The sequence below is a fragment of the Acetobacter lovaniensis genome, from assembly GCF_014207635.1.
Classification (GTDB): Bacteria; Pseudomonadota; Alphaproteobacteria; order Acetobacterales; family Acetobacteraceae; genus Acetobacter; species Acetobacter lovaniensis.
The window spans coordinates 294321-319294 of sequence record NZ_JACHIE010000001.1 but is presented as its reverse complement, the minus strand read 5'-3'; the positions used below and the strand labels follow the sequence as shown (position 1 = coordinate 319294).

The following is a 24974-nucleotide window of genomic DNA, read 5'->3' as shown; positions in this document are numbered from 1 at the left end:
ATCAATCAGCCATCCTCCAGATGAAGAAGTAGTGCAACAGCCAGACAGAGCCCGGCAAGGGTAGGTGCCCATGCAGCCAGAACGGGGGGAAGCGCTCCTGACTTTCCTAACTGCTCAGCGACTTTGGATATGGTGAAAAGCAGAAAACCCGCCGCAACACCAGACCCAACCATTTTGGCAACGCCCCCCCGCCGTGACGAACGCATGGAAAAACCGGCGGAAACCAGCGCCATGGTGCCTGCCAGTATAGGTAATGCCAGAAGAGACTGGAAATGAATACGGTGGCGAATGGATGAAAAACCTGAATGATCCAGCAAGGTTATAAAACCCGGCAGTGCCCAGACGGAAAGCGTGTCGGGTGAGGCAAAGCTTTCCTGCACCCGTTCAAGGGTCAGGCTTGTGGGGAGGATGACGACGCCAACAGGTGTTAGAATGTTGTTGGGCCGGACCACCGATGCCTCGGTAAGCTCCCATCCTGCGTTTTTCAAAGACCCTCTGGGGGATTCGATTCGCATGATCAGCTTGTCTTCATGGTCGAGCCGAAACACGCTGATATCGCGAATATGCAACTGCCCCTGCGTCACCTGTACATCCCCCGCATGCAGCATGGTTACGCCGTGGGGGTCGTATTGTGTGTCTGCCTGCCGTAGCCACAGTGAACCGCCAGAAAGGCTGAGTGGCCCTCCATCGGAGCGGAGATACTGCTGGTCCAGATCCGCGGCCCGACGGTACATGACCGAAGAAAAAGGGGAGATGACACAGGTCGCCAGAACGCCAAGCAGAACGGCGCAGGTCAGAGGTGCTGCCAGAAACTGCCAGACCGAAAGCCCCGCCGCGCGCGCCACAACCAGTTCGGATGAGCGGGTCAGCCGCCAGAAGCACACAATGCCCCCGAGCAGAATGCCAAATGGCAGAATTTCAATGGCAAAATAGGGTACGTGCAGCCCGGCGATTTCCGTTACGATGTTGGAGGAAACCTCCGGGCGGGAGGAGACGCGGCGAAACAGGTCAATCAGATCGAACAGGCAGATAATACCTGTGAGCGCCGCAATCATGATCAGCACCCACAGCAGGAACTGCCGCGCAATATACCGCGAGAGGGTGACGGCAACGATCATGCGTTCGGGCGTCCTCTCATGCCTGCCGGGGCTGGCGGCGGTTGGCCTTTATTTCCGGCACGAACAGCAGATAGGCGCAGATGATCCCGGGCAGGGTGGCAAGGAGCGGAATAAGGGGAATAAGCTGGATGTTGCGCCCGGCCAGATTCTGCAAAAGCATGGTTCCCGCCAGCAGCCCGACAATGCACAGCACCGCCACAAGCGGGCGTGTTATATTGCCGTGGCGGGAAAACGCCCCCCGAAGCATGGCGAACATGCCGATCATGGCAAAGGAAAAGCAGGTCAGCGGGGACGTCAGGCGTCGCCAGCCCTCAACCTTGAACTTGCCCGTATCCCGCGCCGAGACGGCGCTGGGGTCGGGGGAGAGCAGTTCGGACAGGGACATTTCGGCCGAATCACGCAGATGCTGGCTTGATGGGTGTGCGGTAGAAAAATCCATGGTGTCCTGTTTGAAAACCAGCATGTTCAACCGGCCGGTTTTACGGTCGAGAACCTGACGGGACCCATCGTAAAGCACAACGCGCGGCACGTCATTGACCATGACCATATTGCCCCGGCTGGCCAGAATTGTGGCATGGTTGTCGGGTTGCCGGTCATCCTCCACCAGAATACCCCACAGAACACCGTTCTGGTCGCGTGAGCGGATATAGACGGTCATGGTGTTTGACACTTTTGTAAAAACACCATCCTGCAGCATAAAAGCCGCCATCTTGTTCCTGATCTGGAGTTCGTACTGGCGGAACGCATGGTAGGAGGAGGGGACAACCCACACGTTGAGCACAAACACGATCAGGGTGGACAGTGCCGCGCAGATCAGCCCCGGCCGCGCCAGAGAGAAGGAGGAAAGCCCCGAAGCCTGCATGACCGTAAGCTCACGGTCGCTGGCCAGACGCTGGTAAACAAACAGGCTGACAATAAAGGTGGTAATGGGCATGACCACCGCCACAAAGGACGGCAGCAAAAGACTGGTCAGTCCAATGAAAACGCGCAGGGACAGGCCCCTGTCCACAACAAGCGGCACAAAATGCAGGGACTGCATGAGCCAGATCAGCGCCACCAGCCCCCCCGTTGTGGCAGCCAGTGCTATCAGCAACTGGCGCAGCACGTAGCGGTCCAGTGTCAGAAAATGGTGGTGGAGCCACGGGGGAAGAGAGCGGGCAGTCATGGTCTCGGTTATCTACCTCCGTGGGGTCGGAGGCAACAGTCCGGGCTGTAATCGGTCTATAAAATAGAGACGACAGAACCCCTTGACCGGACTAGAACATCAGCATGACACCACCCGATGCGGTGTTGTCGCTCTCCTTGCTGCCCCCGTGCGCGGAGGAGGAGGTGTGGGAATATTCGCCAACCACAGTCAGCCAGTCGGTCATCTGGTAATAGGCGGCCCCGACCTCGGACTGGTTGCGGCGGACAAGCCCCGCAGACCCTGCCTGACTTTCCAGAGCGGTATTCTCATCACCCGCCAGATACAGGTTACTCACACCATAGCTGCCAACCAGACGGAATTTTTTGGTAATACGGTAAGCACCCTGCACGTAGTAGCCTTCCGAGTCACGCTTGCGGCCACTGGCGTCAACACCATCAAAGAACAGACCCGTCGTGCCCAGCCCGCTGCCACGATAGTAGTAGGCGACACCTTCGAGCGGACCATAGGTGACCTTGGTGCCAATATCTCCCGCTTCCACCATGGCGCTTTGATGCTGGTCGGAACTGAGCAGAGGCGTTTTGCCATCTGCCTGCAGGCTGCTGAGGCCCTGCATGTGCTGGATCAGGAAGCTGGCCCAGATGTGGAACTGCACATCGGAGACAGAAAAATCATACACGGCGCGGCCCTGCACCATGGGAGAGGAATGCTGGGTGGACCCGGCCGAATACTGGCTGGCAGCGGAGGCTGCGGTGGGGTTGGTGGCGTCGGCGTAGCCAAATTCATCCAGTGGCTGGAAAATACCCACAGAGCCCTGAAAACCGCCCAGCTTGGGGGAGGTATAGGAGATCTGGGGGATCCAGTCCGCGTACACATAACCTACGCCAATGCGGCCCAGCGATGTATTGCCCGGTGATGCGTTGCTGCCCGTGGAGCCAACACTCAGCAGGGTTGCATCGTTCATGATGGCGTCGCTGGCGAACAGGGCCAGATCACGACCGACCTTGAAGGTCCCCATGTCCTTGTTGCCAAAGGTCATGTACACCTGACGAAGGTCGATGCCTGCCGTACCCAGCCCCACGGGGCTACCACCGGAGTTGGCGTTAAAGGCGGCGGGCTTGGCGTTGTCCAGCCCCGGATACATGCCCAGAACAGCGGAAATATCCATACCCTGCTGCACGGTGTTCATCTTGAGAATGAACCCGGCTGGCAGCAGCCCGTTCCTGACGGCGGAGGAATCAAAGCCCGAAGACCCCGAAGAAACGCCACCCGCAACGGGGCGCCCGCCCGCGGGACTGTTATAGGAGTAAAAGCCGTTCACAAAGCCGGAAAGGTTGATGTCTATGGGCCCTGCTTTAAAGGTCAGCCCCTTGCCCGGTACGTATTTGGCAACGCGTACAAAATTGCCGCTATCCAGTGCTCTGGCGGCTTCCTGCGCGGAGCGCGCGCTGGCTTCTGCCCGGTTGGCGGCGTCTTCCGCCCGCAGGGACATATCGTTTTCACCCGCGCCGGGGTCAAAGCGGATACCCGGCTCATAGCCCGATTGTGCACCATGGGCTGCATGCGCCATGGCCGTGCGGCTGCCGCCAGAGGCCACATGCGCCGGGTGTGCCGCACGGGGCTCGGCCGCAAGGGCGGCATGGTGGACATGCTTGGTCAGAAGAGTGTCATATTCATGCTTGGTCAGGCTGCCCTTGGCGCGCAGCACATCCAGCAGGTCTACGTAATCATCTGCATAGGCAGGCGTGGGGAGCATAGACGGCACCCCGGCAACTGATGCAGCCATGACAGTAGCCAACAGTGCCTTTTTTCGCGATGCCATGAACTGTGTACTCCCCTGAATTCTCCTGCTCTCTGTGGAAGCCAAGGCTTGCTGTCGTCAATATGTGGATAATGGGCGGCAAGGTGGTGTGGGGGGTGCGGATGTTATGCGTTTTTTGGTAATCTGATATGCCTGTATCGGATATCAGGTTGCCCCAGTGCATGCCCGGCCCGTTGGGTACTGCGTTATTTCAGTTAAAATAGTGTAATACTTTCAGGTATTTATATAATTTTTAGCATAGATTGATCCGGAAAAATTCTGTTTGGAGATGAGCCGACCCCGGATGGTCTGAGCCAGAGAATGGGGTGGAAAAGATGAAAAACAGGTGAACCATGGTTGCTTCGGGCTGTGGCTCATCACGCAGTGTTTATCGTCATAACAAGGGGTTCTGGTGCTTCCGGTCGGTTCGGAATCATAACGTGCAGGGCGCAGGCCGCGTGTTGGTCTGTGCGAAAACCTGTTTGGGATAAGCCTGAAAGGCACGTAATGTGGATGCAAGACCCGACTGCGGCAGGCAGGATGGGTGCTGTTCCGGTCTGGCTGTCGGGTCAGGCGTATTCTGCCAGGGAAGAAACCAGAGCGTGTTGGTGGACGATAAAAACAACAAGACCGACGGGGCCAACCCCGTATCCGCCCATGTAACCGTACCCGATGACGCCTTGCCCGCCTATGCAGGCAGGCCGGTACGCTTTTTGCTGCGCTATATGCGGGCGCGTCCTGTAGGGCATGCGCTGGTGTTTGGGGCCGTGGGCGGGGCCATAAGCTGCATTGTGCTCTCCTCCTACGGTATCCGCCATCTGGTGGACCTGATGACCAGCCACTCCGGCGCGGCTACGGTTTCGGCCGTGTGGGCGGCTGTGGGGGTGCTGATCGGGCTGATCGTGGCGGACAATATCTGCTGGCGGATTGCAGGCTGGTTTGCCGCCCGGACATTTGTGGCGGTTACGGGGGATATACGGCAGGACCTGTTCCGGTTTTTAACGGGTCATTCCCCGGCTTATTTTGCTGACCGTATGCCCGCATCCCTTGCTGCGCGCATTGCAACGGCGGGGAATGTCAGCTTCACCATCGAGAACATGCTGGCATGGAACGTGCTCCCGCCGAGCCTGAATGTTCTGCTCTCTGTGGTGCTCATGCTCTCGGTCAGCCTGACCATGGGCGGGGCGACCGTTCTGCTGGCTGGCGGTTTGTGCCTGATCATGTTCCGCCTCGCACTCAGGGGGCGCCGTCTGCATGGGCATTACGCGGTGGCCGCCGCCGGGCTGGAAGGGGAGACACTGGATGTGATGGGCAATATCGCTCTTGTCCGTGCCTTTGGTATGCGTAACCGCGAGCGCCAGCGCTTTAACGCCCTGACCGAGCGGGAAATGGGTGAGCGGCTTAAATCCCTGCGCTATATGGAACAGCTCCGTATGATCCATGCGGGTATGACCGCAGTGCTCACGACGGGTCTGCTGGTCTGGGCCGTGCTGCTGTGGCAGTGGCAGCAGGCCAGTGTGGGGCAGGTGGTTATGGTGATCACGCTGGGCTTTGCCATTCTGCACGGCACGCGTGATCTGGCGCTGGCGCTGGTGGAAACCATTCAGCACAATGCGCGCCTGTCCGAGGTGCTGTCCTCCCTGCTGGTGCCGCATGACATGCCCGACCCACAGGTTGCCGCCGACCTGCCCAGCCCCGTGCGGGGCGATGTCCGCTTTGGCGATGTCACTTTTGCCTACCCCGGAGGGGAGCCGGTTCTGGCGCATTTCAACCTGCACATTGCCGCAGGGAGCCGTGTGGGGCTGGTGGGGCGTTCGGGCTCGGGCAAAAGTACGGTGCTGGCCCTGTTGCAGCGCATGCGTTTTGTGCAGTCCGGTTCCATACTGATCGACGGGCAGGATATCCGGGAACTGACAGATGACGCCCTGCGGGCCTGCCTGTCTGTTGTGCCGCAGGATGTCTCGCTTCTGCATCGCAGCGTGATGGAGAACATCCGCTACGGTCGGCCTGATGCGAGTGATGAGGCCGTGCGCGCCGCCGCCGCCGCCGCCGGATGTGCCACGTTTATTGATGCCCTGTCCGAAGGGTTTGAGACAGTTGTGGGGGATCGGGGGGTCAAGCTTTCGGGCGGGCAGCGCCAGCGCATTGCCATTGCGCGGGCCTTTTTACGTAATGCGCCTATTCTGATTCTGGACGAGGCAACCAGTGCGCTGGATACGGAAAGCGAGGAGCACGTCCAGCGCGCACTGGACCGGCTTATGGTCGGGCGCACGGTTATTGCCGTGGCGCACCGCTTGTCCACCCTACGAAACTTTGACAGAATCGTTGTTATGCAGGATGGCAGAATTGCAGAGGACGGCTCTCCTGCGCAACTTGAGCAGCAGAATGGTCTCTACAGTCAGTTTCTGAACAGGCAAATGGCACATGCGCAATGACATTTAACACCATCACCATACCAGCGCAGGGTGAGAGCAGGCCCGAAGGGCGGGGCGCTCTGGCGGCGTATGCCTACCAGCAGATCCGTGACCAGCTGATTTATTGCCGGTATCAGGGTGGGGAGCGGCTGGTGCTGCGCCCACTGGCTGCATCGCTGGGTTTAAGCCCAACCCCTGTGCGTGAGGCCCTGCTGCGCCTTGTATCCGAGCAGGCACTGGTGCTGGATGAGCGCAATACGGCGTGTGTCCCGCTGACTTCCCGCCCTGTTTTTCTGGATATTCATGGGGTGCGCGAAGTGCTGGAAGAGCGCGTAACCCGCGATCTGGCGGCCCACATTACGCCCGAACAGATTGCAGTGCTTGAAGAAAAGCATGCGGCATTTATTGCTGCGTATGAGGCGGGCGAGCCGCATGCAACCGCCATAACCAATGTGTATTTCCATAGCACCGGAGCCGGTTTTTCAAGGTTATCGGTCACAGTGGGGCTGATCCGGGGACTATGGACCCGCATGGGACCAATTTATGCCGCCGCCAATGGCCTGCCCACCATAAGCCCCGCCAACCCCGACCACCCGCACCTGCAACTGCTCGAGGCCTTCCGCGCGGGGGATGCGGATGCCGCAGTAAAGGCTCTTAAACGGGACTTCATGCAGGCCAAGGAATGGCTGGAGCCTCTTCTGCCCGGCTAAGGCGCTCTTATGGCCCGTGTATAAAAAACGCCCTGTTCGCACCTTATCAGGGATAGGGCGCGAACAGGGCGTTCATGTCTCGGCGGCATACAGGCCGTTTGGGCCTGCGCCACCTGAGCGTAATGGGTGCGGTCAGTCTTCTTTCTTGGCGTTTTCGGCCCTGTCGGTCAGGCCGGGAACTTCCACGTCAATTTCCAGCACCGAACACTGCGCACCCCGGTCCATTTTAATCTGAACCTTGTCCTGATCGACTGCCACGTGCCGCTTGATCACTTCCATGATCTCGCGGTGCAGCTTGGCAAGCAGGTCATCCCTGCCATCACCAACAGCAATACGCTCGTGCGCCAGCAGAATCTGTAGCCGGTCGCGCGCAACCGGCGCCGAGGAGCGGCGCTTGAAAATGCTGGAGAGGAATGTCATGCGACTCTCCGTTTGAACAGCCAGTCAAACAGGCCCTTGCGTTCTGTGGGAATGGTGACTTCCACCTTCTCTCCCATCAGGCGGCGAGCGGCTTCGGTATAAGCGCGGGCTGGCGCGCTATCCGGTTCTGCAATGGTGACGGGCGCGCCCACGTTGGACGCCTTGAGCACGTCCGGACTTTCGGGGATAATGCCAAGCAGCGGGATGGACAGAATTTCCAGCACATCGTCCGTGCCCAGCATGTCGCCACGAGCGGCGCGCTGTGGGTCGTAGCGGGTGATCAGGAGAAACTTCTCCATTTTCTCACCAGCTTTGGCTTTTTCCGTCGTGCTGTCCAGCATGCCGATAATGCGGTCACTGTCACGCACGGAGGAAACTTCGGGGTTGGTCACGATCACGGCCATGTCGGCGTGGTGCATGGCCATTTGCGCGCCGCGCTCAATGCCTGCGGGGCTGTCACAGATCACCCAGTCAAACTTTTTGCTCAGGTCGGCGATAACCTTGGCCACACCTTCTGGCGTCAGGGCGTCCTTGTCGCGCGTCTGGGACGCGGGGAGGAGGGAGAGCGTATCGACCCGCTTGTCCTTGATCAGGGCCTGAGCAAGGTTGGCATCCCCCTGAATCACGTTGATCAGGTCAAACACCACGCGGCGTTCGGCTCCCATGACAAGGTCGAGGTTACGCAGACCAACGTCAAAATCCACCAGAACCACGCTCTGGCCAGCTCTGGCCAATGCTGCCCCAAGAGCTGCGGTGGTGGTGGTCTTGCCGACACCCCCTTTGCCTGACGTGACGACCAGAACCTTTGCCATCAGTCTTCCTCTTCCTTATGCAAGCCGGTAAAGGCGCGTTTTATGCCGCAGCCCAATCTTGGACAGACATTACAATCTGCGCGCGAAAATGAAACGTATAATATGACATTAATACGACTTTTATAGCATGTTTTATTCAAACCCGCATCAGAGTAGGGGTTTGAATACCAGAGTTTCCCCCGCCAGCATGACCTGAGTGGGTTTGCCGGTGCATTTTGCGTCCATTTCTTCCGCCGTGGCGTAGAATCCGTCGATGGCGACAAGTTCGGCAGCAAGGTTGCGGGTAAAAATCCGGGAGTCCGCATTGCCGCCAATGCCAGCAATGGCGCGGCCCCGCAGTGCGCCATAAATATGCACGGACCCACCCGCCGTGACTTCAGCCCCCGAGGACACGGCCCCCAGAATAACCACATCCCCATCGGGCCAGATAATGTGCTGGCCGGAGCGCACGCTTTCTTCCACCACAAGGGTTGGGGCCAGCGTTGGGGTTTTTTCCCCTTCGGGGATGCTGACCGGGCCAGAAGCACGGCCCCCCATCGGGCTTTCCGGCCATGCCCAGTCGGCTACGGCGGGCCATGACCTGTCACCCCCTTCTATGCCCAGCACGCGTATGCCGCGCTCTTGCAGGGCGGGCAGGAGATGGGGCAGGTCGGGCGTGTCCGCCCGCATGAGGCTGAGGTCCAGAATAACAGGTTTACCCGCAAAAAAGCCCACTGCGCGCTGGATCTGGTGGTCCAGTGCGGCCAGCCAGTCCACCAGCGGTGTTTCCGGCGTGAGGGTCAGGGCCAGAAAGGAACGCCCAGACATACGGATGCGCGAGGAGTTGGGATGTGTGCCGGACAACGAACAGATGCTCTCTCAAAAACAGGAATGCCAGTTAGCGTGTAGAATAACAGGGTCGTATTGCAACAGGGAAGTTTGTGTTGCAGGTTAGTTTTTGCCGCACAAAAGGAATATGTGGAAATTGATTGGGCTTTGCCCGGTTTTCCCTCTGGCGTGGCTGCATGCAATGGCATAAAGCACTAGGGTATGCGTACCCTGTTCCATTTCCCCCTTTCTCCCGCCAGCCGCACGGTGCGTCTTGTGCTGGGTGAAAAACGTCTGCCGTTTGAAGCCATTGTTGAACGCCCATGGGAAAAACGTCCCGAATTTCTGGCGCTCAACCCTGCGGGTGATGTGCCCGTTCTGGTGGAAGATAACGGATTGATCGTACCCGATGCGTACGTGATCAGTGAATATCTGGAAGAGGCGTATGCCGATATTCCCCTGCTGGGTCGCACACTGGCCGAGCGGGTGGAAGTGCGGCGTGTCGTGTCGTGGTTTGAAACGCTGTTCGCCCGCGAAGTCTCTGGCCGGTTTATTGATGAACGGGTGATGAAGCGCCTGAGCGGGCGCGGCAACCCTGATGGCGGAGCCCTGCGTGAGGCCTATGCCTCCATGCGTCCGCTCATGAAATACGTGAACGATCTGGCCGAAAACAGGAGCTGGCTGGGGGGGCACTTTTTATCCCTTGCCGATTTTACGGCGGCCGCACATCTGTCCTGCCTCGATTTTATTGGCGACATAGACTGGGCCAAGGTACCCGCCGTGCGTGACTGGTACGCCAAGATGAAGTCCCGCCCGTGCTTTCGTCCCCTGCTGAACGACCGGGTTTCCGGCATTACGCCGCCTGATTACTATACCAATCTGGATTTCTGACATTTTGACACAAAAAAACGTAACGCCGATGTTTGATGTTCTTGTCATCGGTGGAGGAGCGGCCGGGTTAATGGCCGCCCTGACGGCGGGCCAGCATGGCCGCAGCGTAGCCGTGCTGGAGCATGGGCCGGAAGTGGGGCGGAAAATCCTTATTTCTGGTGGTGGGCGGTGTAACTTTACCAACCAGACCATGCGGGCCGACCGGTTTTTGTCCGCCAACCCGCATTTTGTAAAATCGGCCATCAGCCGGTATCAGCCCAGCCATTTTCTGGACCTGCTGGCCAAACACCGTATTGCCTGGCACGAGAAAAAACTCGGCCAGCTTTTTTGCGATAATTCCGCACATGATATTGTGCAGATGCTCCTTAACGAGTGTGCCGCAGCCCGTGTGCGGATCCTGACCGATGTGCGGGTTTATGATGTCAGCAAATCCGATGTCTTCCGGGTCCAGACCTCCCGGGGGGATATGACCGCCCGTTCCGTGGTGCTGGCAACGGGTGGGCTGTCCATTCCCAAACTGGGGGCCAGCCGCTTTGCGTATGAAATGGCGCGGCAGTTTGGTCTTGCAGTCATTCAGCCCGAACCTGCTCTTGTTCCGCTGACCTTTGGTGGGGAGAGCGAGGAATGGGTGCGCTCACTGGCCGGGCTTTCGCTTCCCGTGCGGGTTACATGTGGCAAAACCACGTTTGAGGAAGCCCTGCTGTTCACGCATCGGGGCATGTCTGGCCCGGCCTTGTTGCAGATTTCCTCCTACTGGTCGGCGGGGCAGCCCCTGTTTGTGGACTTTCTGCCGGGGCAGGATATTGCCGCCCTGCTCATGAAGCTGAAAAAGGAAGGCTCCAAAGCCAGGGGTGCCGGGGCACTGGCACGCTGGCTGCCGCAACGTCTGGCCCACGCCATGGTGGAACTGGGCGCGCCCGAGCGTACACTGGCGGAATGGGCCGACCGGGATATCCGGCTTATGGCGCAGCGGGTCCATAGCATGGAGCTTAAACCGCAGGGGACGGAAGGCTTTGCCAAGGCCGAAGTCACGCGCGGAGGGGTGGATACCAAAGCCCTGTCTTCTCGCACCATGGAGGCGCAATCCGTGCCGGGGCTGTATGTGGTGGGCGAAGCCGTGGACGTAACAGGCTGGCTGGGGGGCTACAACTTCCATTGGGCATGGGCCAGCGGCCACGCCGCAGGCGAGGTTGCGGGCGCGCTCTAGCCTGCCGCGGCACCCCGGCCAGCAAGGGAGCCGGGGTGTTTTTTATGCTTCTTTTGCTTCTGCCGCCAGTTCCAGCGCGCGCGCATAGACCGTGCGTTTGGGCAGGCCCGCGGCTGCGGCTGCCAGTGCGGCGGCATCCTTGACCGAATGCGTACCCAGCAGGGCGCGCAATGTGGTGTCCAGATCATCTGCGGACGTTTCAACGTCCGGGGCCGGGCCGAGCAGTACGGTAATTTCGCCCCGTGGTGGGGTCTGGGCATAAAATGTGGCCAGTTCTTCTGCCGTGCCGCGTTTGACCTCCTCAAACCGTTTGGTCAGCTCCCGCGCTACGGCACAGGGGCGGTCGGGGCCGAATACACTGGCCATGTCTGCCAGTGTTTCCGCCAGACGGTGGGGTGCTTCATGCCAGATCAGCGTGGCACTCAGCCCTGCGCGTTCGGCTGCGTGCAGCCGGGCGAATGTTTCTTTCCGCGCGGCGGAGCGGGGGGGCGGAAAGCCCACAAACATATACGGGTGGGGCGGCAGGCCGGACAGGACAAGGGCCGTCAGCGCCGCGTTGGGGCCGGGGACAACGGTTACGGGAATATCGGCATCAATGGCGGCGCGCGTCAGCCTGAATCCGGGGTCCGAGAGCAGGGGCATGCCTGCGTCGGATACAAGGGCAATCTGTGCCCCTTCGCTTAAGCGCCGGATCAGGTTGGGTACGCGCTGGCGTTCATTATGTTCATGCAGGGCTTCTGTCCGGACAGAAATCCCCCGATCCGCCAGCAGGCGGGCTGTCATGCGGGTATCTTCACACAAAACCAGATCGGCCCGGGCCAGTGCCTCCGCCCCTCTGGGGCTGAAATCCCCCAGATTGCCAATAGGGGTCGCAACCAGCACAAGCCCACCTGAAAAACGCGCATGACTTGGCGCATGTCCTTCGGTATGCAAAGGTTCGATCCCATTGGAAGACGGTGCCTCGGACGGGGTATTGGTAGAGGATGATCTGGATGATGACGCGTGCATACTCGCTCCTGTCAGGGCTTTCCCGTCAAGGTCTGGCGGCAAACCGGGCATTGTGCAAGACCGGAGTGGCTGCCCTTGGCGTAACCGGGCTGATCCTTGCCGGATGCGCCGACCAGTCCGGGTCATCGGGGACAGGGGCAGGTAGGGGGGCTGTTACAGCGCCGGTTACGCAGGCTACCAGCCACAGGGTGGGGGTGCTGCTGCCGCTGAGTGGCACGAATGCAGCCCTTGGGCACGAACTGCTCGCCGGGGTGCAACTCGCCCTTGGGGGCGGAGGACTGCCCCCGGATATGCAGATGGATGTGCATGACACGGCAGCAATAGGGGGGGCAGCTTCGGCCACGTCTGCCGCCTTGCAGGCCGGGGATGGTATTCTGCTCGGCCCGCTGACCAGTGGAGACACCGCAATAGCGGCCCCGGCGGCACAGGCGGCAGGTATTCCCGTACTGGCCTTTACCAGCGACATTACGCAGGGGCGGCCCGGTGTGTGGGTGATGGGCATTACCCCCGAGGAACAGGTGCAGCAGCTTGTTGCGCAGGCCAAGCGGGACGGACGGCAGCATTTTGCCGCATTGCTGCCCGATAACGCTCTGGGCCACGCCATGGGGAATGGTCTGGTCAGCGCCTGCCGTGATCAGGGTCTGGCTGCACCTGCCATAGCCTACCATAACGGCACGGCGGACAGCATCACCCAGACACTGCGCCAGCTATCCAGCTACGATGCACGCGTTGCCGCGGTCAAGCAGGCCATGCCTGCAACCCCCGTGCCCGGCGCGACCACAACGAGTGGCAATCCCAGTGAAGTGACCGGGCTGACCGAACTGCCAAAGGTTGCGCAGTTGCCCGCCAGTCTGGCGGCTGCCCTTGGGCAGGACCCCAACCAGCCACCGGCTCCCGTTGCCCAGCCGGGGCAGGCATCGAATGGTGCTGCGTCCCCGGTAGCCCCGGCGGCCCCGCAGATTACACTGGGCGCTCCGCCGTTTGACGCCCTGTTGCTGGCCGATATTGGGCTGGGGCTGAAAAACGTGCTGGATGCACTGGTTGTCACGCAGGTCAATGCGCCTGATGTCCGCATTATGGGGCCGGGGTTGTGGGCATCTTTTGCCTCCAAGCTCGGGGCGATCAAGGGGGCGTGGTATGCGGCACCTGACCCCACGTCCCGTCAGGCTTTTGTCACGCGCTTCATAGCGCGTAATCACCACATGCCCAAGCCACTGGCTGATATGTCGTATGATGCGGCAACCGCAGCCCTGACCGTGGCCCGCAGCGGTGTGCCCGGCTACCCTGCTGAATCCCTGACACGCCCGGGTGGTTTTGCCGGGGTGGATGGCACCTTTATCCTGTTGCCAGATGGGCGCGTACGCCGCGCTCTTGGAGTGTTTGAGGTTATTGGGAACGGGAGCGACGCCCGTATGGTCTCAACCCCGGTGCAGGCACGGGCCGGAACGTCTGGCTAGACCGTTCCAGCCAGAACAGGCGAAAAAAGGCGGCCCGGCATAGCGCGGGCCGCCTTTTTTGCAGGCTGGTTCAGCGCCGCTGTGCGGCCATATCTGCCAGTGCCTGTGCAACGCGTATCATAACATTATCCCACTGGCGGGGTGTGGTCTGGCGGATAATGCGCAGGGTTGGGTACCATGGGGTATCCTCCCGCCCATGCAGCCAGCGCCAGCAGTTATCGTAGCGATCCATCAGCAGGACGGGTTTACCCAGCGCCCCCGCCAGATGAACAACCGAGGTATCGACCGTTACCACCACGTCCAGCCCCATGATCAGGGCCGCCGTGTCATCCAGAGTGTGCAGGTTGTCTGTCGGGTCGTAGAGCGCCATGCCTTCTGGCGGGTCCATTATCTGTTCAGCGTAAGGGCCTTTTTGCAGGCTGATCAGGTTAATGCCCGGTATGGCCCCTAATGGGGCGAGGGTGTGCAGGCTCATGGAGCGCCTGCGGTCAATCATATGGGCAAAGTGGGAGGTCGGGCGTGGAGCACCTCCCCAGACCAGCCCGACATTCAGTTTGCCATTCATGGGCAAAAGCGGGGCCAGTACTGCAACCTTGTGGCTGTTGGCCCGGATATACGGTACGGGCGCACCCCATGGCTGTGATGTTGCGGCAAAAACCCGTGGCAGGCTGATAAAAGGGCAATGCCAGTCATAGTCCGGGGTGGTGCCGCCAACCTGCACCGTGTGTACCCCGGCCATATTGCGGCACAGGTCTGCCAGTGCTTCTGGCACCCACAGGTGGGTTATGGCGCCACGCTCGGCCAGTGGGCGAACATAGCGCATAAACATGAGCGTATCCCCCAGCCCTTCTTCATGCGTGATCAGGATACGCTGGCCGTTCAGGTCGGTGTCGGGGCCAAGGGTTGGCAAAAGGCGTTCCATGGGCAGGCTGGTATGCCCGGGGAGCTGGAAGCGCCATTCATGCTCGCGCCAGCCCTGAGCGTACTGGCCAGCCTTGAGCAAGGCAACGGAGTGGTTGACCCTGATCCGGGCATCCTGCGGGCGCAGGGCCAGCGCTTGGGCAAAATAGCCAAAAGACTGCTCCATATGCCCCTGTGCCGCCAGAACGGAGGCAATATTGGCCAGAGTGGGCACATCGTTGGGGGTATGGGGCAGGCATGCCGTGAGGCATTGCAGGGCGGTGTCCAGCGCCCCGCTTTCGGTATACGCCATGGAGAGCAGGTTATGGGCAAGCATGTCCTGCGGGTGCGTGGTGGTTGCTTCTGTTAGCGTGGTTATGGCGGCCTCGAACTGGCCTGTCTGGACCAGCAGGTCGCCCAGAGCCGTGTGTATGCGTGTGTCTGCCGGGGCAAGACGGATTGCCGCACGGCAGACGGCAATGGCGGCAGGACGCTGGTCCAGAGCGGCCATGATCTCGCTCAGGTCCTGTAAGGGGTGCTGGCTGTTGGGGTTGCGCAGGCCAATGGTCGCCAGAATCCGGGCGGCCGCGTCGCTGTCTCCCTCCCCACACAGGCAGAAGGCGTGCAGAATTAAGGCCTGTTCGTTCTGTTGCGCTACAAGGGGGGCCAGCAGGGCGCGTGGCTGGCTGAACTGGCCTGCCTGAATGGCCTGCATGGCGTGGCGCAGTGTTGTAAGTTCCGTGCCGGGTGTTGTGGAGGGCGGGCGCATGGTTGTGTTCCGCATGGTTTAGGGGGCGGGCGGTAAAAACACAGGTTTCTGGCAGGGTATAAAAAACCCGGCAGGGCTGTGCGCCATGCCGGGTCAGGGTAAACTGGACCAGAAGAAAAACGTGCTTTGGCCCAAAAGCTCAGGCGGCTTTCATGACCGCGGTCAGTTCTTCCAGAACCGCGTTGGGTTCTTTCTTTTCCAGCACGGCAACTTCCGCCACAAAACGCTCCTGTGCGGCTTCGAACAGTTTGCGTTCGCTAAAGCTGCCATCCAGACTGTCCACGTTGCGGCGCAGGTCACGCAGGACTTCGGCAATCTGCACCAGATCACCGGAGTTGATTTTTTCCTGATACGCAACGGCCCGGCGGGCCCACATGCCTTTGCTGACATGCGGCTTGCCTTTGATGATGGACATGGCTTTGTCCACAATCTCGCGCGAGACAATCTTGCGCAGGCCGGATTTGCGGGCCTTGGAAAGCGGGATGCGCAAGGTCATCTGGTTGCCGGGGAAGGAAATCTGGATCACTTCCAGCTTGGTCCCGGCAATTTCGTCAATCCCGATCCGGTCTACACGCCCGACGCCGTGAGCGGCATAGACAATGGAATCCCCTTCCTGAAAAGGGTCTTCGTCTTTCACCTTGGTTTTGGCCTGGGCCGCAGTGGTGGCGGCAGCGGTGCGTGCCATTGCATCTGTCACGCCGCCTTTTGGAGGTGTTCTAAACGTGTTCATGGTTGGAACCTGTAGCATAAAATACGCTGTTTGTCTGCAATATAAAGAATAGGGGCGGCAATGCTCTTATTGCTGGACGCCATTTTGTGTCTGTAGGGGGGGCGCGGTCTGGTCACCCGTGGGCTGGACCACATCAATTTCAATATTACGGGCCATGGTTGCCATGGGCAGCGCATGCGGAGTGCCTGAAAAAGGGTTTTGCAGGTCGTCTGCACTTTTGTCCAGAATAAGGAACAGGCACCCCACAAGCGAAGACCCAAGAGGGGTAATCCATTCCAGCGTCTGCACCATGGAAAGGGGCAGAACAATACAGAAAATATTCACCAGCGCACGGGGCAGAACCGAAAACTGTATGGGCAGGGGAGTGTTGCGAATACGCTCCAGCCCGCCCTGTGCATTGGCGATGTCGGACAGGATGCGGTCAATCTGACCATGGACCGCCCCGTCTATGCCCTTGCGCGTGACCTCCTCGCTGACGCCCAGACCAATCTGGTAGAGAATGGCGTTGGGTTTATTGCGGTATGGCTCAATGGCCTTGAGCATAGAGGGGGGCAGCAGGCGCTCCACATCCGCGCTGGCATCAACCGGGCCAAGCGCCATACGCAGGGCGTGGGGGTAGGCGGCAATGGCGTACATCAGGTCGGGCCGGTCGCCCAGCAATGTGCCCGCCTGTCGGCCAAAGGAGCGGCAGTTATTGGTAATGGCGCCCCACAATGTGCGCCCCTCCCACCAGCGCGCATAGGCGTTGTTGGAGCGAAAACCCATGAACAGCGCCAGCGCCGAACCGATAAGGGAGACCGGCAGGCTGGGCTGCTCCATCCATTCCTGATGGAAAATCTGAAAAAGAATGACAACAACCAGATCCCACGCAGCCATAAGCAGGATGACCATAAGGATTTCCCGCGTGATAATGCGTAAGCCGACCTTCTGGTCAACGATCATTCAACAATCTCCGGTTTCTGTGTCACAGGGCGGAATGCCCGGTGTCATTTTAACACACAATACCACGCGGGGTTGCCAGTGCGATGATGGTTTGTGCATGCTGGGCAATGGTAAGCATGGGCATGAATGGCTGACCAGATGAAAAGGGGCATGGATATGACTGAAGCAAATGGGCTGACACTGCTGGAAGAACACCGGGCGCATGGCGGGCGCGTCATGTTTTATGAACATTCTTCCAGCGTGCTGGGCTTGCCCGCGCGCTTTGGCGTGTTTTTGCCACCAGCGGCAGAACAGGGCGGTAAAGTGCCGGTTGTGTACGCTCTGGCCGGGCTGACCTGCACGCAGGAGACTTTTCTTATCAAGGCGACCGCACTGGCCGAAGCCGCCCGGCTGGGTGTTGCTCTGGTCACGCCGGATACCTCGCCTCGTGGCGCAGGCATAGAGGGTGAGGATACGGACTGGGATCTGGGAACAGGTGCGGGGTTTTATCTGGATGCAACCCGGCAGCCCTGGGCGCAGCATTACCGGATGGGCAGTTACATAGCGCAGGAACTGCCTTTGCTGGTGGAATCCGCCCTGCCGCTGGATGGCGCAAGGCGGGGGATCATGGGGCATTCCATGGGAGGGCATGGTGCGCTGGTGCATGGTTTGCAGGCCCCCCTGTTCTGGAAGTCCATTTCCGCCTTTGCGCCTGTTGTGCACCCTTCTGTGGTGCCTTGGGGTAAAAAGGCGTTCTCTACCTATCTGGGGGCAGACCCTGCTGACTGGCGCGCGCATGATGCCGTGTGCCTGCTGGAAGATGGTTATACCCATCCCGCTCCCATTCTGGTGGATACGGGGCTGGCAGACCAGTTCCTGCAGCGCGAACTCCAGCCCCAGCACCTTGTGGCCGCAGCGGAAAAGGCCGGTCAGGCCCTGATCTGCCGCGAGCATGAAGGGTATGACCATTCCTACTGGTTTGTGCAGAGTTTTGTGGCCGACCACCTGCGCCATCATGCAGGGCTTCTGGGAGTGTGAGTTTCCTGCATTAGACCCCATTGGTGCATGGCCCGGTCCGCCGCTGCCGCGCTATGGATGACAGCGAGAAATGACGTTGCGTTTTTTTGTCTCTGGTGGCGCGAGCACGCCAGTCGATGAGTGCGCTGCTACTGTTTGCAGGTCCGTCGCTGGCGCTGCGCGCCAGGCAGAGCCGAAGGAGCGAGCGCCTATTGTGAGGAAGGCGGAGCCGCAGAGGCAGAGGCGGTTGAAGGGATTGATCGTATTCCGGAACTGTCTTCGAACAGACCTTGGAAGGCCATGATCGGACTGGCCAAAGACGATATTCCCCTCAGCGATACGGTTTGGAAGCGTACGATATTTCAGACGGAATTGATTATCGTAGAGGGACTTGTCGCAGGAGCCTATGTTCTGGACGAAACCCGGTAGACACGCCTGAACGCAAAGGCTGCAAAGCGTCTTCGTCCTGCCGTCTGCGGTAACAGGGCACATGCTCGAAACGGACCGTGCGTGACAGACTGACCTTATATTGTGTGGCCCAGCCACAAACTGCGTCTTTCAGTCAACCATCAGTCGCATAAAAGCCGAACAGCCGGACACAGAACTCCAATCTGTTCCTGTAAAAATGTGCGTCCATCATGTGAAAACTCTGATTTTTGGATGTTTGGCGCCGATATTCAGGCGGAAATGGAATGGAAGAACAATGTGTTTGTCAAAAATAAACAAAACATAAAGTATTTATAAAAATCAGTATTTTACGTTAATTTGAATGAAGTGCGATTTCATGTATTTTCGTAAATTAATATAATATTTAATTATTTTTGAGATTGTATGTATTCCGTATTTTTTCAGAAAAGCGAGAGTACTAATATGATAACCTGGATTTTATCCAGAGCGACTGCGCAACTGTCTTTGCCCTTTGTGAACGGGTTCAGAACATTGTTGCTGGGAAGTGCGTTCGGTATTGTTGGATATGCCATGCCCGCATCGGCCCAGACAGATGCTTATGGCAATAAAACACCAGATGCATCGAATACGGGTGCGAATTACCTCTATAACCAACAGAGTTTTCCATCGTCGGATAATGGGTACGTCAGAGCCGATCCTTCAGGAAATACGGCTTTCATTCCGGCAGGAGGTCTGGCTTTCCTTGAATCGTCATATACCGTTGGCAACAATTATGTAGGCCAGACCGTGTCCGCCAGTGGTGCGAACGGGTTGCTGAGCATGCCGATCAACCCGCCATCATCCACGCCGGAAGTTTCCCTTCTGGCGGGCAATTACATAACCCCGTCTTCAGTGACGTTGGAAATCGAGAACACCGCGCAAAATTCCTATGTGGTTCTGTATCAGAATTATGTATCCGGTGTACACATTACCAATGAAAACGCTGGCGTGATATATCTTGATGAAAATACGGCAGACGGGGTGGTGCTGCGCAACGATGAATCCAGAATGTATGTTCTGAATAATTCAGCGAATAGTGCGCATATAAGTAATGAATCCGGTAGTTTCATGAATTTTATCGGGAATAGTGCTGAAGGTGCATCCGTCAATAATGATGCATCCAGCATGAATTTCTTGAACAATCTGGCTAATAGCGCCGTAATAGTCAATAGTAATGGCGGCGATATGGTTATGGAAGATAACACGGCCAACAATGCGATTGTGACGAACGAGACCGGAGGTATTCTGTATCTGACAGGTAATACGGCGACAGGGCTAACAATAGGCAACACGGGAGCAACCCTGACTGCTGAAAATAATATCCTGTCCAATGCGATAGTAGTCAATAACGGTTCCGCCAATATGGTACTGAACAATAATAACATTGATGGAACATCGCTGAACAATAACGATTCAAACGTGAGCGTTGTTAATAATACGATACAGAATTCAGATTTGACCAATGCAAATGGCGCGACGATGGTCGTTTCCGGGACATCGGCCACAGGAACGAAGATCACGAATGGTTCTGCATCTGATTCATCAAACACCACAACACTGCTGAACAATACAACCTCAGGCATGACCATAGAAAATTATGGAACAATGGGCCTGTATGGCAACAGTATTTCTGGCTCGACACTGACGGCGGCCGCTAATGCCCAGACGACGATTGGTGACTGTTCCACAGGTATGGGCTGCACCAGTAATACGGGAAGCGTTATTCAGAATACAACATTTACCAATAACGGTACTTCTACCGTAACTGGTGGTGTGCAGCTTTCTGGCTCAACAATTATCAATAATGCGGCCCTTAATCTGTCCAATACGGCGCTCACGGGTGGTGGTGATCTGACCAATGCAGGCACCATCACCATGTCTGGCAACAATTCCGTAGAGTCCGACATGGACAATAACGGAACGGTCAATGTTGTAAGCGGAGTTTCCGCCCTCAGTGGCGCACTGGACGGGAATGGGGCGATGTCCATCACGGATGCATCCGTTCTGCTGTCTGGTAATGGCGCCTACACGGGAAGCATCTCGGTTCAGAATGGCGTTCTGAATGTTTCGGGCGCAATTCCCAACGCCACGGTTGACGCGCTAAGCGGCGGGACCATTCAGGGGAACGGCACGATCGGCACGACTACGCTTGCTTCAGGTTCCATTATTTCTCCCGTGGCGGGGGGGAGCATCGGCACATTGACCATCAACGGGAACCTTACGGTGGAAAATGGCGCGAAATATATTGCTGATGGCGGGGCAGGGACGGTCATAGGCACTGTCACCCTGCCTCTCCAGAGCGCGCCCCTGAACAGCATGGCCAGCGATCTGGTGTCGGTTACGGGTTCCGTCAATCTGGAAGGGGGGGATGTTTCCTTCGCCTCTCTGTCCGGTAAGGTGGCGCCGGGGCAGGTGTATCGCCTGCTGACTGCCGGGAGCGGGATCAGCGGGCGGTTTTCGGGCCTGACCACACCGTATGTTTTTCTTTCTCCCGCACTGCTTTATTCCACCAATGCCGTGGATGTTCTGTTGACCCGCAACGCGCTGAGCTATTCTGCGGTGGCGACAACACGCAATCAGTTCATGGCCGGGGTTGGGGTGGACGGGCTGAGTGCAGGCCATGACGTGGCTCTGGCGCTCGACGGCCTGACGGCGGCTCAGGTCCGGCCTGCGCTGGATAGCCTGTCTGGAGAAGTGCATGCCTCGGCCCGCACGGCTCTTATTCAGGACAGTTTTTTTGTCAGGCAGTCCGCGCTGGACAGGCTGGATACGGCGGATTGTGACGGAAGCATTGCGGACTCAACCCTGCATACGGCGTCTTTGAAAACCGGGCGCAGGGGGGGAGGGTGTCTGGCTGACCAGCCCGTGATCTGGGGGGAAGCATATGGCAGCCTTGGTCATAACAGCGGCAATGGCAATGCCGCGAACATGAATCATTCCACCGCCGGATTCATCATGGGTATGGATACGCTCGTGGCGCAGACATGGCGTGTAGGGGGGCTGTTTGGCTATGGTCGTTCCATGTTTGATGTGGGGGGTGACCGTGGGTCATCGGGCCATAGCAACAATGTGACTGTGGGTGGATATGCGGGTACGCACTGGGGCGGGCTCAATCTGCGGCTTGGTGCTGCCTATACATGGAACATGCTGAGCATGACCCGCAACGTCACGGTTGCGAGTTTCGGGGACCATCTGTCCAGCGACTACCTTGGTGGCACGGCGCAGGCGTTTGGCGAACTGGGTTACAAGTTCCATATCGGCCACGGCATGGTCGAACCCTTTGGCAATCTGGCGTATGTCAATCAGCAGACCAACAGATACAACGAACAGGGAGGTGCTGCCGCACTCCATGGCAGAGGAATGGATACGGGGGTGACATTTTCAACCTTCGGTATCAAAGCCTCTTCCCTGTTCCATGTGGGGAAACTTGCTCTGGTTCCCCATGGAACGCTCGCGTACCGGCATGCTTTTGGCCTGTCCACACCAACCGCGCATGAAATGTTCAGGCAGGCCCGTTATGGCGATATGGATATTGCGGGGGTGCCGCTGTCTGTTAACGCGGCGGTGGTTGACGCAGGGCTGACCGCAAAACTGACCGACAGGATTGATGTTGGCCTGTCCTATACAGGCCAGTACGGGAACCAGTCTGTTGATAGCGGGGCAAGGGCACAGGCGCGTTTCCGGTTCTGAGGGTCGGAGGCTGCTGGCGCGATGGAGGACAGGGGTCTCTTTCGTGCCAGCGTTCGTTCTGTTGATCCGAAGCGGATAAAGGACGCGCCGCTCGCCTGCCCCGGATGGACCTGTTGGTCGCCATCCTGTTGCAGGTCTTGGGGCGCGTCTCAAGGAGAGGCGCACTGCTGCTGCCAGATACGGAAAAACCGCGATGTCATCTCCCACGGTTATTTTCATCGCCCGCGGCAGTTGACTGGATCAAGTGCTGACAGGGCCGCATTTTTCAGACCTGAAGGGACGGGTTATGCTTCATGCCCGCCAGCGCGCCAAGCCATTTCATGTATTCCATGCCCATCAGGCGCAGGGTGGAGACCCGCCACGGGTGGTCCATGGCAGGGGGCATGACGGGGTAAGGTGTCAGGGTGACATCGGGCAATGTACGGCCGAGTTCAAGCATGGCGCGGCGCATATGGTAGCCTGCGGTAACAATAATCAGGCTGTTGATGTGGTGATCCGCAACCCATGCGGCCGTTTCTGTTGCGTTGCCAATGGTCGAACGCGCCTGATAGCCCAGTGTAATGCGGGCGGCCATATCCGGTGGGATGGAGGCGGGCAGTACTGCGCGCACCGATGTCTGTAAGTCCACGCCGGAAATAAGCAGGCGCGCATCGGGGTTGCTGGCAAGCAGGTGGAGGGATGCTTCCACCCGCCCTGTGCCCCCGGTCAGCGCCACAATACCATCGGCATGCATGGTGGGGGCGGGGGGCTGGCGTGCATCATGGACAAACCAGACAAACCCGGCCAGCCAGCATCCGGCCACCAGCAGGCAGGTTTTTCGCAGCAGGGGCAGGAACCGCCGGCTCAGGCGGGGCAGGGGTATGGTGTTGCGCATTATGGGAGGCGGAGCAGCCACAGGCGCACCATGACCTGAGTTGTAAACCAGCAGATGAATGCCGCGACAAAGGGGAGAAGTGCCAGCGCGCACAACATGTCAGACGGGATGGTGTTTGCCAGTGCCTGCCAGTTCTGGGGCAGGAGCCGTTCGGGGGTAGTCAGTGGAACGCTGGCGAAGGGGGCAGCCATTTGCAGGAGCAGCAGCAGGGGCAGGCAGGCCATAAGGGTTCCGCTCAGCCCGCCACCAAAACCAAGGGTTGCGGTCCGCCATGCAAAGCGACCGGCAATATAACTGTCCGAGGCTCCAAGCCCATGCAGGGTTTTGATGATATCCTTGCGCGAGGCAAGGCCGGTGCGCGTGGCAAGGCCGGTTATCATGGTGGCAATGCCGCCCACACTCAGCAGGGCCAGCCCCGCGCAGGCCAGCAGGCTGTTGGCCAGTGCCCGCAGGCGTTCGCCCCAGCGGGCGTTATGCTCCATGATGGTGCCGGGAACATGGGTGCTCAGTGCCTGCTCCAGTGTGGCAGGCACACTGGCGTCTGGTGGGAGTTTAACGCGGATAATTGCAGGTAGCGGCAGAGCGGAACTATCGGTTTCTCCCAGCCATGGTTCCAGCAGGCGAGCCAGTTCGGGAGGGGTCAACTGGTGTACTTCCGTGCCATCTGGCAGGCTGGCAAGGTCTGCCAGAACGGCCTGCACACGGGTTGTGGTGGCACTGCCGCCACCTTGTGCGGCCAGCGGAGCATTTGCATCTGGCACCTGAATGGTGAGCAACTGGGCTGCCCCCCCCGACCAGCGGGCGGAAAGTGCCCGCGCACCACTGGCCCCGGCCAGGGTGAGTGCTGCCAGAAAGCCCATCATGGCCACCAGCGCGAACAGGCTGCGATCCGGCAGGGCTTCGGAAAGGGAGAGGCCATCCTTACGGCCGGAAAAAGGCCGTGTCATGCCTGTGCATCTCCCTCTTCCACCAGCCGCCCCCGTTCAAGAAACAGAAAAGGCCGCTCAAGCCTGCGCACCAGAGATTCGTTGTGGGTCGCCACAATAACGGTGGTGCCCATGGCACTGAGTTCGGCAAACATGTCAAGCAGGCGGCAGGCCTGACTTTCCTCCAGCGCGTTTGTCGGCTCGTCCGCTAGAACAAGGCCCGGTCGGTGGATAATGGCGCGCGCAATGGCGGTGCGCTGCTGCTCCCCGCCCGAAAGCCGGGTGGCGGGGACATCCACGCGCTCGCCCAGCCCCACCCATTTGAGAATGGCGTGAACCTCGTCCTGAATTTCGTCCTCGGGGCGGTTTTGCAGGCGCAGGGGCAGGGCCACGTTATCGGCCACGGACAGGTCGGGCATGAGCTGGTAGTCCTGATGCACCATGCCGATTCTGTGGCGCAGGCGTACAAGGGCTGCACGTTTTTCGTCCTGTGCAACGGTTTTGCCCAGAATGGTCATCTGCCCGTCGGTGGGCAGGTTTTCAAGATGCAGCAGGCTGAGCAGGCTGCTCTTGCCCGCCCCGGAAGGCCCAAGCAGCCAGCGGAATCCGCCCTGCGGCACGGCAAAGGACAGGTGGGCCAGAACAGGCCCGCTCTCCTTTTTGCCCCGGCGCCAGGATACATTGTCCAGACGAATCATTTACCGTTTTCCGGGCAAAAAAGCATAAAAATAAGGCAGTTCACTCATTCTGCAACTGTAGCGGATAGTTCCATGCACTGTCGATTGAGAAGCGTCCTTCAGTGCTGAATTGAAAAAGGTGTTCCGTGCCTTTAGGATCGGGGGCTGGCACGGATTGCCTTTTCCTGTGATAGGAAGGGGGTTACGTCTATCTTCCGTCCTGATGCCCAGCCT

Annotated in this window: 21 protein-coding genes; 8 read left to right on the top strand and 13 right to left on the bottom strand. The window is 58.9% G+C overall.

What is annotated here, in order from left to right:
- Positions 1 to 5 precede the first annotated feature (5 nt).
- The 3 genes from lptG to HNR55_RS01460 form a co-directional block, all read right to left on the bottom strand.
- A complete protein-coding gene (lptG, locus tag HNR55_RS01470; protein ID WP_166110354.1) occupies positions 6 to 1118 on the bottom strand; it encodes an LPS export ABC transporter permease LptG in 1113 nt (370 codons plus the stop codon).
- A 16-nt stretch (positions 1119 to 1134) separates the two neighbouring features.
- The gene (gene lptF / locus HNR55_RS01465) at positions 1135 to 2283 is read right to left on the bottom strand and encodes an LPS export ABC transporter permease LptF (RefSeq protein WP_166110351.1); all 1149 of its coding nucleotides are present in this window, start codon (positions 2281 to 2283) and stop codon (positions 1135 to 1137) included.
- 91 nt (positions 2284 to 2374) lie between these two features.
- The gene (locus HNR55_RS01460; RefSeq protein WP_166110348.1) at positions 2375 to 4084 is read right to left on the bottom strand and encodes a porin; all 1710 of its coding nucleotides are present in this window, start codon (positions 4082 to 4084) and stop codon (positions 2375 to 2377) included.
- A gap of 587 nt (positions 4085 to 4671) precedes the next feature.
- On the opposite strand from HNR55_RS01460, the gene HNR55_RS01455 reads away from it, so the two are divergent.
- Together HNR55_RS01455 and HNR55_RS01450 are read left to right on the top strand one after the other, a co-directional pair.
- Positions 4672 to 6498 (top strand): ABC transporter ATP-binding protein, encoded by a 1827-nt coding sequence (locus HNR55_RS01455; protein WP_253544984.1) that lies wholly within the window; start codon positions 4672 to 4674, stop codon positions 6496 to 6498.
- Complete coding sequence (locus HNR55_RS01450; protein WP_166110342.1) at positions 6495 to 7187, top strand: GntR family transcriptional regulator; 693 nt, start codon at positions 6495 to 6497, stop codon at positions 7185 to 7187. The genes HNR55_RS01455 and HNR55_RS01450 overlap by 4 nt, the downstream gene beginning before the upstream one ends.
- A 132-nt stretch (positions 7188 to 7319) precedes the next feature.
- Here HNR55_RS01450 and minE read toward each other — a convergent pair whose 3' ends face one another.
- The 3 genes from minE to minC all read right to left on the bottom strand — a co-directional run bounded on the left by minE (position 7320) and on the right by minC (position 9262).
- Positions 7320 to 7607 carry a cell division topological specificity factor MinE gene (minE, locus tag HNR55_RS01445; protein WP_166110339.1) on the bottom strand — a complete coding sequence of 96 codons (288 nt, stop codon included), beginning with the start codon at positions 7605 to 7607 and terminating at the stop codon, positions 7320 to 7322.
- The gene (gene minD / locus HNR55_RS01440; protein ID WP_166110336.1) at positions 7604 to 8419 is read right to left on the bottom strand and encodes a septum site-determining protein MinD; all 816 of its coding nucleotides are present in this window, start codon (positions 8417 to 8419) and stop codon (positions 7604 to 7606) included. Before minD ends, minE begins: the two co-directional genes overlap by 4 nt.
- Positions 8420 to 8566: 147 nt before the next feature.
- Positions 8567 to 9262 (bottom strand): septum site-determining protein MinC, encoded by a 696-nt coding sequence (gene minC / locus HNR55_RS01435; protein WP_166110333.1) that lies wholly within the window; start codon positions 9260 to 9262, stop codon positions 8567 to 8569.
- Between the two features lie 186 nt (positions 9263 to 9448).
- Here minC and HNR55_RS01430 point away from each other — a divergent pair, with 186 nt between their 5' ends.
- Together HNR55_RS01430 and HNR55_RS01425 are read left to right on the top strand one after the other, a co-directional pair.
- Entirely contained in the window at positions 9449 to 10117 is a 669-nt protein-coding gene (locus tag HNR55_RS01430) for a glutathione S-transferase family protein (RefSeq protein WP_166110331.1), read from the top strand.
- Positions 10118 to 10145: 28 nt separating this feature from the next.
- On the top strand, positions 10146 to 11324 hold the full coding sequence (locus HNR55_RS01425) for a BaiN/RdsA family NAD(P)/FAD-dependent oxidoreductase (protein WP_086647185.1): 1179 nt from the start codon (positions 10146 to 10148) through the stop codon (positions 11322 to 11324).
- A 42-nt stretch (positions 11325 to 11366) separates the two neighbouring features.
- Here HNR55_RS01425 and rsmI read toward each other — a convergent pair whose 3' ends face one another.
- A complete protein-coding gene (rsmI, locus tag HNR55_RS01420) occupies positions 11367 to 12332 on the bottom strand; it encodes a 16S rRNA (cytidine(1402)-2'-O)-methyltransferase (RefSeq protein WP_166110328.1) in 966 nt (321 codons plus the stop codon).
- Between rsmI and HNR55_RS01415 the strand changes: the two genes are divergently transcribed.
- Positions 12320 to 13789, top strand: coding sequence for a penicillin-binding protein activator (locus tag HNR55_RS01415; protein ID WP_166111231.1), 1470 nt, complete (start codon positions 12320 to 12322; stop codon positions 13787 to 13789). The genes rsmI and HNR55_RS01415 overlap by 13 nt on opposite strands.
- 70 nt (positions 13790 to 13859) lie before the next feature.
- On the opposite strand, the gene HNR55_RS01410 is transcribed toward HNR55_RS01415, so the two are convergent.
- The 3 genes from HNR55_RS01410 to HNR55_RS01400 form a co-directional block, all read right to left on the bottom strand.
- Positions 13860 to 15458 carry a tetratricopeptide repeat protein gene (locus tag HNR55_RS01410; RefSeq protein ID WP_166110325.1) on the bottom strand — a complete coding sequence of 533 codons (1599 nt, stop codon included), beginning with the start codon at positions 15456 to 15458 and terminating at the stop codon, positions 13860 to 13862.
- Positions 15459 to 15597: 139 nt separating this feature from the next.
- A complete protein-coding gene (locus HNR55_RS01405) occupies positions 15598 to 16188 on the bottom strand; it encodes a CarD family transcriptional regulator (RefSeq protein WP_086647188.1) in 591 nt (196 codons plus the stop codon).
- A gap of 66 nt (positions 16189 to 16254) precedes the next feature.
- Positions 16255 to 17130, bottom strand: a complete 876-nt coding sequence (locus HNR55_RS01400; RefSeq protein WP_166110322.1) for a bestrophin family protein — start codon at positions 17128 to 17130, stop codon at positions 16255 to 16257.
- A 156-nt stretch (positions 17131 to 17286) separates the two neighbouring features.
- Between HNR55_RS01400 and fghA the strand changes: the two genes are divergently transcribed.
- The 3 genes from fghA to HNR55_RS16855 all read left to right on the top strand — a co-directional run bounded on the left by fghA (position 17287) and on the right by HNR55_RS16855 (position 22263).
- Entirely contained in the window at positions 17287 to 18147 is an 861-nt protein-coding gene (gene fghA / locus HNR55_RS01395; RefSeq protein ID WP_373318131.1) for an S-formylglutathione hydrolase, read from the top strand.
- 120 nt (positions 18148 to 18267) lie between these two features.
- A complete protein-coding gene (locus tag HNR55_RS01390) occupies positions 18268 to 18555 on the top strand; it encodes a hypothetical protein (RefSeq protein WP_166110316.1) in 288 nt (95 codons plus the stop codon).
- Between the two features lie 441 nt (positions 18556 to 18996).
- Complete coding sequence (locus tag HNR55_RS16855) at positions 18997 to 22263, top strand: autotransporter outer membrane beta-barrel domain-containing protein (RefSeq protein WP_166110313.1); 3267 nt, start codon at positions 18997 to 18999, stop codon at positions 22261 to 22263.
- A gap of 265 nt (positions 22264 to 22528) precedes the next feature.
- On the opposite strand, the gene HNR55_RS01380 is transcribed toward HNR55_RS16855, so the two are convergent.
- Genes HNR55_RS01380 through HNR55_RS01370 form a run of 3 tightly spaced genes read right to left on the bottom strand, consistent with a single transcriptional unit; the run spans position 22529 to position 24761 of the window.
- Entirely contained in the window at positions 22529 to 23137 is a 609-nt protein-coding gene (locus HNR55_RS01380; protein WP_166110310.1) for a YdcF family protein, read from the bottom strand.
- Complete coding sequence (locus tag HNR55_RS01375) at positions 23137 to 24084, bottom strand: cell division protein FtsX (RefSeq protein ID WP_166110307.1); 948 nt, start codon at positions 24082 to 24084, stop codon at positions 23137 to 23139. The genes HNR55_RS01380 and HNR55_RS01375 overlap by 1 nt, the downstream gene beginning before the upstream one ends.
- The gene (locus HNR55_RS01370) at positions 24081 to 24761 is read right to left on the bottom strand and encodes a cell division ATP-binding protein FtsE (protein ID WP_166110304.1); all 681 of its coding nucleotides are present in this window, start codon (positions 24759 to 24761) and stop codon (positions 24081 to 24083) included. The genes HNR55_RS01375 and HNR55_RS01370 overlap by 4 nt, the downstream gene beginning before the upstream one ends.
- Positions 24762 to 24974 lie beyond the last annotated feature (213 nt).